Origin of the sequence: Mycoplasma sp. 1232, assembly GCF_034863345.1 — a bacterium.
Taxonomy (GTDB): domain Bacteria; phylum Bacillota_I; class Bacilli_A; order Mycoplasmatales; family Metamycoplasmataceae; genus Mycoplasmopsis.
Window position 1 is genome coordinate 1 of record NZ_JAYFFB010000013.1, and the last position, 10,986, is coordinate 10,986.

Genomic DNA, 10,986 nt, shown 5'->3' on the forward strand with positions numbered 1-10,986 from the left:
TGCTGATTTTTTTGTATTTTTTGTAAAAACCAAAAAATTTCATAAATGTAAAACCACCTCAACAACATTGAGGTGTTATTATGTCTAATTAACCCTTCTTTCCACTTTCAGTGCCCCAGTTCATTTCTTTTGTTTAGAATCTTCACAAGAATTAATTTCATACCTAAAATTAATGCAATTTTCAAAACGTTTTGTTTTTTTTTTATAATTCTTCTATAAGCTCTTCTATAAGATGTATAATACATCCATATACATATACATATATATAATGATTTCATATGTATTTCGAAATCATTAATAATAACTTGCATGAGTTGAGTTATTTTTATGTTTATTTTAATGTGTATATATTTATATTTAATTAAAACAATTAACAGGAGACTTCATTTATGAAGAAAAAAAATATATTTACGCTTTTAAGCGCTACCCTTTCTTCATCTATACTTTTAATTTCTTCAGTTCCTATCTATATGGGTAAAGATACTACTGATACTAAATATGACAGTTTCTTTTATGAAGATACTGACATTTATTCTAATACAAGATATAGTCAATATGGTTCATATGACAATGGAAACGGGTATCAATTCTATGGATATAAAGGAACTCAAAATTTAGTAACTATTGGTGATCCATCAGTAACTGATAATAGAAATCCTAATTTCTTAAATACAAATTATTTTGACAGATTTACTAAAAGAGGTAATTGGGTTGATGATAAATCATTAAATGGTAGACGTAGAAAATGAAAATTAATTTTTCATAAAAATCAACCAGCTAATTTTAGAGAAAACAGATATTTAGGTGGTTTTTATTTTTCTCAAGACATGATTTTAGCGGATAATTCATTCGTTAAATTTTCATTTTATCCAGCTGATATTAATGCTATTGATTATGCAAATGTTTCAACAAAGGAAATTCCGGTTTCATGAACTAAATTACCAACCAATAAAAGTGATTACACTTTTATTAATCCGCTTTATTCTCAAAATCCTTACTTTGAAGATAAGTGACAAAACATTGTTAACTGAGTAAATCCAGAAAATACTTCTACAGCTGGAGCAGCTGGATATAACAATAATAGCGAAATTAGATTAAGAGGATTGTGAACTAATTCTGCCTACCCTTGAACAGCAGAAGAACAAGCAACTGCTGAAAAAAATGGTTTAACTCGTGATAGCCGCTCAAATATTGCTAATAGATTAATTAACGACCAAGTTACTACCCTTGGAAAGGGAACACCTGGTTTCTATCATAAATCTATTAAAAAAATTAATAAATTTGAAAATGGTGAAGTAGCAAGACAATTAATTGATGATGGCTTGTATGATGAAGATTTATTAAATAACGAAGGTATTGGTTTTTGAAATTTATTAGAAAAAAATGCCGGATATATGTTTAGTTTTTTCATTGATGCACCAAATGCTAGAAATAGGGGATGATCAAACAACGTTGTAGTTGTTGAATTTGAAACAGTTGATAATCCTAATTTTAAATGAAATGGCAACACTTCTGTTCCAACCTTTTTAGGTGGAGCTTACACTCTTTTTGATGTTGGATTTAACTCTGGTTTTGAAGGTGAATCTGGATTTATCATAAGAAGTGAAAAAACTAAATCATCTGAATACAAATTTAGAATTAAAGAAACAGTTAATTCATCTGATACCAACATATATTTACCTAAATCATTTAAAAGAAGAGAAGATGATGAAATTGATAATAAATTGTATGAAGTAGGTCTTTATTACACTAATAAAGATGGAACAGAAATTAAATTACTTGATTTAGATAGAACAAAATACAATAACATAAATAATGCAAGAGAATATTATAGTGAATACACTTTAAATTCACCGCTTAATAATATTGATCCAAGCACTTTCAAAATTAAAGCAAAAATTAAAGACACTAATTTCCAAAATCAATGAAATATTGCAGAAGCGCAACTTTCTTCTACAACAAAAGATTCTCAAGGTTTTTATGTTTTTAATGATTTAACCTATACTCCTCTTATTACTGATAGATTAAGAATTGAACAAATGTTACAAACAGATTTCCCTAATTTATCAGGTTGAGTTAGTGAATTAGTTCAAAAATTTATTAATAATGAATTTAAAAATAGGGGTGAAAATAGTAGCGAAAGTGATGTTTGATTTAATGATCATAACAACAGAAGTACACCTGATGATAAAAAGTATGTATACACTTTTATTAAATTATTGAGATTTATGATTCCTATGATTCAATTTTCTTCAGAAGTTGATGAAATTTATTATTCTGATACAAATAAAGGATTATCTAGCGATGAAAACAAATTAATTTCTCAATTAAATTTTGCTTATTCTTCTACTCAAAATTTAAAAGACATGGTTGTGAAAGTTCATGAATTTTTATCTACTGGAAAAAATGCTTTAAAAAACAATCAGCCTCTGCCACAAGGGCAAAAAACTGCTACTGAATGAGGTATTAAATTAAATAACATTTTAGGTAAAGATCACCAAACCTATGATCAAGAAGTGGCAAAATTAGATGGATACAAAGTTGCTAATGACAATACAATTAGTGGAAAGATTAATGATCTCGCAACTAGTGAGTTTAGTCAAAATTATCCTGAAGCATACCAAAGTTTAACCAAAGCTGAAAAAGATAATTTAGTTAAATTATTTAAAGAAAAAGCAATTGACATTATCAATAATCAGTTTAAATTAACTGCAACTAATAGTGGTATTGATAACTTAGTTGAAACCAATTCAAATACCAATTTAGAAACATTGAAGCAATTCCAAGCAGAAGTTGCTGATGCAATTCAGAAACGTAAATATTTAAATGGTTATGTAACTTGAATTAACAATAATTTAAAAAATGCCGATGGAAGTTGAAAAGAAACTGTTTCTGAAAATACTCTAAGTTCTCATGAAGATGGTGAAAAATACAATAAATTTATTGATGCTTTTGACAATGCAGAATACCAAAAAATCTTTTTAAATGATCCAAGTAAAGGCTTTTTAACTGATTATGTTAAGTTTAACAACTTCGAAACTAAATTGGATAATGGGCTTAATTTATTAACTGAAAGTTTAAATACTTTAGATGGTAACAAAAATCAAGCTAAAAAAGCTGTTGAATCATTTGTTTTTGTTGAAAGTAATGAAACTGAAAGACAAGAATTTGCTACTTTATTAGCAGGATTACAAAATAACTATGAAACTAATAATGGAGCAGTTAAAGACGCTGTTTGAAGCACAAATAATAGTGAATTAGCAGAACAAATTAATAAAATTTTTGCTAAAGCTAAAACTAATTCAATTGCTAAATTAAATAAATTAACTAATTTAACTGAACCTGATAAGGCAGAATTTTCAAGATTAATCAATCAAGCTCAACTTAATCCAATTAGCAAGGAATTTACTCAATTTGGTAATGATGCAAATTTAAAACTAATTTATGATAAAGCAGCATTAATTGATCATATTCGTTCATTAACTAATTTAACTGCTAAGCAAAAACAATCTTTAATTGATCAAATAAATATTGCAGATAGTAATGATAGTGATTATGTAAATCCTGAAAATTATGGAACATTTAAAACTAATGCAACTAATTTAAATACACAAATGAAAGCATTAAAAGAATACTATGATCAATTGCCTGATTCACTTAAACCAAATAATAATGATGAAATTACTGATGAACTTTATACTTATGAAAAAACTCAAAGTGAAAAAGATAACTACAAACAACTTATCGAGCAAACTAAGGCAGTAATTGATGATTCTGCTACTACAACAATTACTAATAGCGCAGAAATTGAAACTTTATTAAGTGATCTTGATGGTGCCAAATCTAAATTAGATGGTTCTAGTTCATATTTACCAAGACAAAATGAATTAAAACACATGACAGTTGAATTAAAACAACAATTGTTAAAAGAAATTGATACTACAATTACTAATGAAAGTGATAAAGAAGCTCAATTCAAAAAAGTTCAAGACTTAGACCTAGCAATTGGTAAAGAATTAGAAAAAATTAACCAATGACAAACTAATTATGTGGTAGATAATAATGTTGGTTATAAAAATGCTATTGATTCACTCAAAAATGCTGCCGATAGTTTGACTACCAAATTAACTACTGCATTTAATTCAAATTTAGCAGATGGTAATCAAAATAAAGATAAATTCAATCAAGTTGAACAAACAGATCCAAATAATTACAGTGGACTTTATACTAAAGCTTTAGAAAACTATAAAGCTTTAAAAGATGAATTAAGCAAACTTAAATCTAAACTTGATGAAAGTACTCGTTTATACAGTTTAACTATTAATCACACTAATAATAAACCACAATTATATGCTACTAATGTGGCTAAAAATTATGCTACTGATCAAAGTCCTTTCACTGTGGCAATTAATGATAATCAACCAGATGCTGTTATTCAAAATATGCAAGTAGTTGCTGCTAATGATGTTGATGGTACACTTGAAATTACTTATGAAATAGTTTCAACTAAAGCTGATTTAACTGATGTTAAAACTAAAGTAAAAACTTACACATTTAAAGCAGATACTAATGATAATTATCAAACTGAAAAACAAAGATTAAACACTATTGCTGATAGTATTAATCAAGATCAAAGTAAAATTAGTCTTAACTTTACAGCTGCCGATGAATTAGCTAATTCAGAAACTGCTAAAAATAAAGCTAATTATTCATTTTCAAATGCAACAAATGAAAAATTAACTTTCGATATCACAAGTATTAATCCAGAATCTGATTATGGCAAAAGCGCTTTAAACTTCACTTTAACTTCAACTAAATCTAAAGAAGATTTATTCTGAAGACAAGATAATAATTTAACTAATATCACTTACACAGTGCCAAAATCTGATGCTAATAGTGTAACAATTACAGGATTTAAAAATGGTGAAAAAACTAGATTAGATGGCTTAACTGGTTATAGTATTGATAGAAGCGACAAAGATAAAATTTTAGCTTCTTCAGTTAGTTTAAATGATTTAAATAGTGATAAATGAACTTGAAGTCCTGAAGCAGATGGCCAATATACTTTTGTTGAAAAAAGAATTGTAGGCTACAATGATGTTACTGGACAAATTAAGCTTGGCTTTAAATTGCAATCAAATAAAGACAATCTTGAAACTATTAAATCAGAAGAAAAATTTGTAACTATTTCTGGCTTCAAAACTGAATTAGACAGAATTAATGATTTAGTTACAAATACTTCTCCTAATTCTGTAATTAGTCAAAAATCAGGAACAACAAACAAAAAACCTTCTGATTTAACATCAGCTGATTTTGTTACTAATGTTCCAGATTCTCTTGCTAATCAAAATGTTAAAATCGATTCTAATTTAACATTAAATTCAAACGATGATACAGGGGAAATTGGAGTAGCTTATACATTAATTTCAACTAGAGATAATTTAGTTTCAGATAATTGAGAACCTGCTGTTACTAATTCAGATCCTATTAAATCTAAACAATCTAACACTGCAAAGTTTGCAGGTTATTTAACTAATAATCTTGAAGAAATTAAGCGTTTAAACTCATTAGAAGTTTCATATGAAAATAAAAATTCAGAATTAATGCCTTCTGAAATTTCTGCTACTAAGATTAATAGTGCTTTAGCTGTAATTTTACCTGAGAATAGCGAAGCTGAAGTAGTTGAATTAGCTATTACTGATCAAGATGATCGAAGTGGAAATGTAACTATTTCATATAAATTAAGATCAACTAAAGCAAATTTAACTAATGCAGAAACTGCAGTTAAAACTTATACTTTTAAATTAGCAACTAATGATAAATATAAAACTGAGCAAGAAAGAATTGACGCTCTTAGTTATCAACCTACTTTAAGTGAAAATGCTAAATTAAATAAAACTGTTTCTGAAATAAAACCAAGCGATATCGTTTTTGCTACAAGCGAAACAGATGAAGCTTATGAAGTTAAAATTGTTTCAAATTCTATTAATGATAAAACTGGTGCATTTACCGTTCAATACAAGATTAAATCAAAAAGAACTAATTTAGATGATATTGTTTCTACTGAGGTAAGAACTGCTACTTTTAATACTTTAACTGAAAGTCAAAGATTAGACAAAGTAATCAATGACAAAACAATCACTAAAGAAATTACTTATGCTGGACAAAAAGCTAAAAATAAAGTTTTAGCTTCAGAAGTAAAAAAAGAAATGTTGAGTCCAAACCAAACATTATTAAATGATTCAAAAGCTAAAATTGAAATTACTAATGTAAAAGCAGATCCGAATAATAATCAACAAGTAATTGTTACTTATAATTTAACTTCTACTAAAGATAATTTAAGTGACGTTACTTCAAGTGTAACTAAAGAAATTACTATCGGTGGTTTCCAAAGCCCAATTGATAGAGAAAAAGAAATAATTGATGCTTACACCAATGATGAATTTGTTGGTTTAGGTGATGCAACTAAATTAGCTTCTGCTTTCAATGATGCTTCTAAGCATAATGAAATTAACTTAGCTTTCAAAACTCCAGATAATCACGCTAACGAAAGAATTAGCATCACTAATGTAATTGGTTATAATGATGTAATTGGGGCTTTAAAAGTTCAATTTAAAGTTATTAGTAACAAAAACGGTCAAGATGTAGTTTCAGAACCAAAAGAAATTATTATTAATAATTATTTAACTGAAAAAGGTAGATTAAATAATTTACGTCAAGAGATGTATAATCAAAATATTAATGTTGATTATCCACAAAAATCATTATCAATACCTTCAAAAGCAGTAGATGATAATGATGATTTAAGTAATTTCTACTATACTCAAAGCAATGAAAATAAAGCTGAATTAATTAATGTTTCTAAAGAAAGTGTAGATGATGCTGCAGGAACTGTTAATATTGAAGCCGAACTTAGATCAACCAAAACTCAAGCTGAATTAATTTCTAATTGAGAAGTTGATCCTAATGCTCCTTTTGTAACACCTGTTTCAGATAATACTGCCTTAGGTTCTATTAGTGTATCTGGTTTCAGAACTAAGGCAGAGCAAGATAAAATTGATCGTGAAGCAGAAAAAGAACGTTTAAATAATTTAACTGTTACATTAGATTATGACAAGAAAATTACAACCTTACCTTCAGATGCAGATATTAAAAAAGTAATTGCAACTATTAAAGAAACTAATCCAGAAGCTAGAGTTGTAATTGATAGTATTGATACAAGACACGAAATTGAAGGTTCTATTAGAATCCAATACCATTTAGTTTCTGAAAAAAGCGATGAAATTTATCAAGATGTAACTTCAGCTAATAAATACGCACAAATTAAAGGCTTTAAAACTGAGCAAATGCGTCTTGATGAAATTATCCAAAACTTAGCAATTGAAGCTGGAATTAAAAATATCGCAAGTGACAAATATAATAAATGAACGGCATCACAATTATCAAAAGACTTAATTTTAAATAAATTAGCAACTAATCAAGATACAAGCTATAACTTAAAAGTAGTAGAGAAATCAGCTAATGATAACACAGGTGAAATTAGTTATACTTGACAAATTATTTCTAATAGAGGTACAGTTCATTCACAAAACTTGGACACTGTAACTTCAAGCGACCAATATAACAAATCAGGTACTTTAAGTGGCTTTAAAACTTTAGCGCAAAAAGAAAAAGAAAGATTAGATTCTATTGATTTTAGTGACAAAGCTGAAAATGGTGTTCTTTATCGTATTGATTATCCAAATAAAGCAAATGAACAAGCTTCAAGTTTAACAAATGCAACCACTAATTGAACTTGAGATACTCTTAATAAAGATAATTATGAATTTATTAATCAAGAAATTGTTGGTTACAATGATTTAACTGGTGAAATTCGTTTAAGTTTCCAAATTAAATCAACTAAACCAGACTTTGATTCTGTAGTTTCTGATACTAAAGAAATTATTATTAGTGGATTTGAAACAGAATCTACTAGATTAAATAAATTAGTTGATACAAATCCATATAATATTTCATTAAATAACACCGTTAATAAAGCGACTCAAAAAGCTTCAACTTTAAATAAAGATGATTTTAGTGCTTCAATTAAAGAAAATGCCGACAATACAAGCGATCATAGCTCTGATTTACTTCTAACAGATGCAAATGATAATACGGGTGAAATTGGAGTTAAATACAAATTAATTTCAAATAGACAAGTAAATACTGATCAAACTGATTTGAAAAAATTAGTAAGCAATTGAAAAGAAACATTCAAAGAACAACAAGTAATTTCTAAAGAATCAACTCCTGTTAATTTTGCTGGCTTCTTAACAAATACTGAAGAAGAGAAAAGAAGAATTGAAGACTTCTTACCAAAAATTGTGCTTGATTTTACAAATCGTGATCAATACTTACCTCTTTATAATAAAAATGATGTAATTGATTCAAAAGTAATTGTTAAATTAAAGAATAATGAAACTTTAGAACAAATTCAAATTAAAGTTAAAGAAAATTCATTAACTATTACTGAACGTGATGATCGTGAAGGATATATCAAAGTAAGTTATACCTTGCAATCAACTAAACCAGGTTTAGAAGGTGCAGAAATTGTTGTTAATGAAACAAGAAGTGCTAATACTAATAAATTAAGCGGTTTCAAAACTGAATTACAAAGATTAGAAGGTTTAGTTTTTGATTTTAATAATAGTGTTAGTGGTAAAAATCAAAAACAAGCTTCAGATACTGAAATTACTATCGGTAATTTAAATGAAAATGACGTTAAAACCACAAATATTACAATTAGTAATAAAACTCGTGATGATAGAAATGGTACTTTAAGCGGTACTTATAGCATTTATTCAACAAGAGACGGTTTAAATGACATTCATGTTGATGATAAAGAATTCACTATTAACGGATTTTTAACTGAAAAAGAAAGAATTAATAATTTATTAGCAGATGATACAATTCAATCTCATGTTGAATATAAATTAGATAATCAAGCTGAAATTTTACCTTCAGAATTATTAGCTAATAAAGATGAAGTATTAAATAATTTAAGTACATATTTTGATATGAACTTAGATAATGAAGCGATTAATCAAGTTAATTTAAAAATTATTGAGTTAAGTGCTGATGATACCGATGGTTCAATTACCTTTAAATATAAAATTGCTTCAACTAAAGAAAACTTAACTGATATTGAATCAGAACAATCTAAAACTATTACTTTAAGTGGTTTCTTAACTGAATTAGACAAGCATAAAAAAGAAGCTAAGAAAACTATTAATGCATTACAAAACATCTCAGAAACACAAAAAGATGCTGCTAAAGCTAAAGTTGAAGAACAAAACACAATTGACAATGTAAATAACATTGTTACAAACACAACAGCAGTTGATGCTGCTCTAGGAACAATTAAAGACATTGCCCCAGTTAAAGAAAAAGTTCAATTCAAAGAAGCTGATGCAGACAAACAAAATGCATTAACTACAGCATTGGATAATTTAAATTCATTAGAAAGCAAAGAAGACTTTGAGAATGCTGTAGAAAACTTACAAGATAAAGTGCAAACTCTTAAAGATGCTCACAAAGCATTAAACGGAGATTCAAACTTAGCAAAAGCTAAAGCAGATGCTATTACTGCTATTGATAAGTTAAGTTACTTATCAAAAACACAAAAAGATACTGCCAAATCTGATATTAATGCTAAAGAAGCTATTGTAGATGTAAATAACATTGTAAACAATGCTACTTTAATGAATAATGCTAAAGAAGCTCTAGATAAAGCTTCTAAAGCACAAAAAACAATTGCTTACACAAAAGCTTCAGAACAACCAAAAGCTAACTTTGATGAAGCTAAAGCAGATGTAGAAGCAATTAAAGATATTACTAACTTTAATAAGCCAGTAGATAACATCGTTGATTTAACAAATAATTTAAACAACGCAACTGCTGCTCTTGATGGAAGTGAAAACTTAGATGCTGCTAAAGAAGAAGCTCTTAAAGAACTTGATAAACTTTCATACTTATCAGATTCAGAAAAATTCAAAGCTTCTGAAGCTATTAAAAACGCTACAGATGGTGAATCATTAGCAAAAGCTATCGAAGACGCTAAAGCTTTAAACAAAGCTATCTACGATAAAAAAGTAGATGAATTAAACGATTTAACGAACCAATACTTACAAAGTACATACGGAACAGATGTTTCAAACAAACATAGAGAAAATGTTGTTAAAGCAATTAATGAATTTAATTCAAAAGCATTCTCAGATACAAATGGAGAAGCTGCTATTGCTAAAGCTCAAAACTTACTTGATTTAGTTGATTCAATCACAACAAACAAATCAAGAAATAACTTTGAAGAATTAGCTGACGCTTCAGACCTTGCAAATATCGATACTTTAGCAAACGCTGTAATTAAACACAATTACTTTGAAACATCTACAAAAGCTAAGAAAAAACTTAACTCAACAGACCTTAAAAACATTAAACAATTAGTTTCTAAGGCTGGAGATATTGAGGGATTAAATGTGCTTACAACAGCTATTACTAAAGGATTAAAAGACAACTCACCAATCTTAATCTGACCATACTTTGTAGCTGCTTCAGTAGCAACTTGATTATTGGGAATGGCTATCTTTATATTTGGTAAGAAAAAATAATTGTTAAGTAATAATTAACAAGAAAATTAGTCAATTAATCAGTACCAAATTTGCTTGGTGCTGATTTTTTTGTACATTTTGTGCAATTAAACTAGGACAAGAAAAGTAGACAGTTTTTTATTTTTCTGTCTACTTTTCTTGTCCTAGTTTTTTTTTTTTTTTACATATATAATGTAAAATAATTAAAAATTTTAATAATTAAACTTAAATATTTAATGTATATATAACGGTAATTATTAAATTTAATTTAGAATTGTAAATTTAATTATAAATTTTTAATTTAAGACCCGAGTTTCCAAGTTTGAAGGTCTAAAAAACGAATATGCCTATAAATAAGACA

1 protein-coding gene is annotated in these 10,986 nt (G+C 27.4%); it reads left to right on the forward strand.

Going from position 1 to position 10,986, the window contains the following annotated elements; translation table 4 throughout:
- Nucleotides 1-389 precede the first annotated feature (389 nt).
- Nucleotides 390-10,646 (forward strand): lipoprotein 17-related variable surface protein, encoded by a 10,257-nt coding sequence (locus tag VBM88_RS02910; protein ID WP_323680438.1) that lies wholly within the window; start codon nt 390-392, stop codon nt 10,644-10,646.
- Nucleotides 10,647-10,986: the final 340 nt, after the last annotated feature.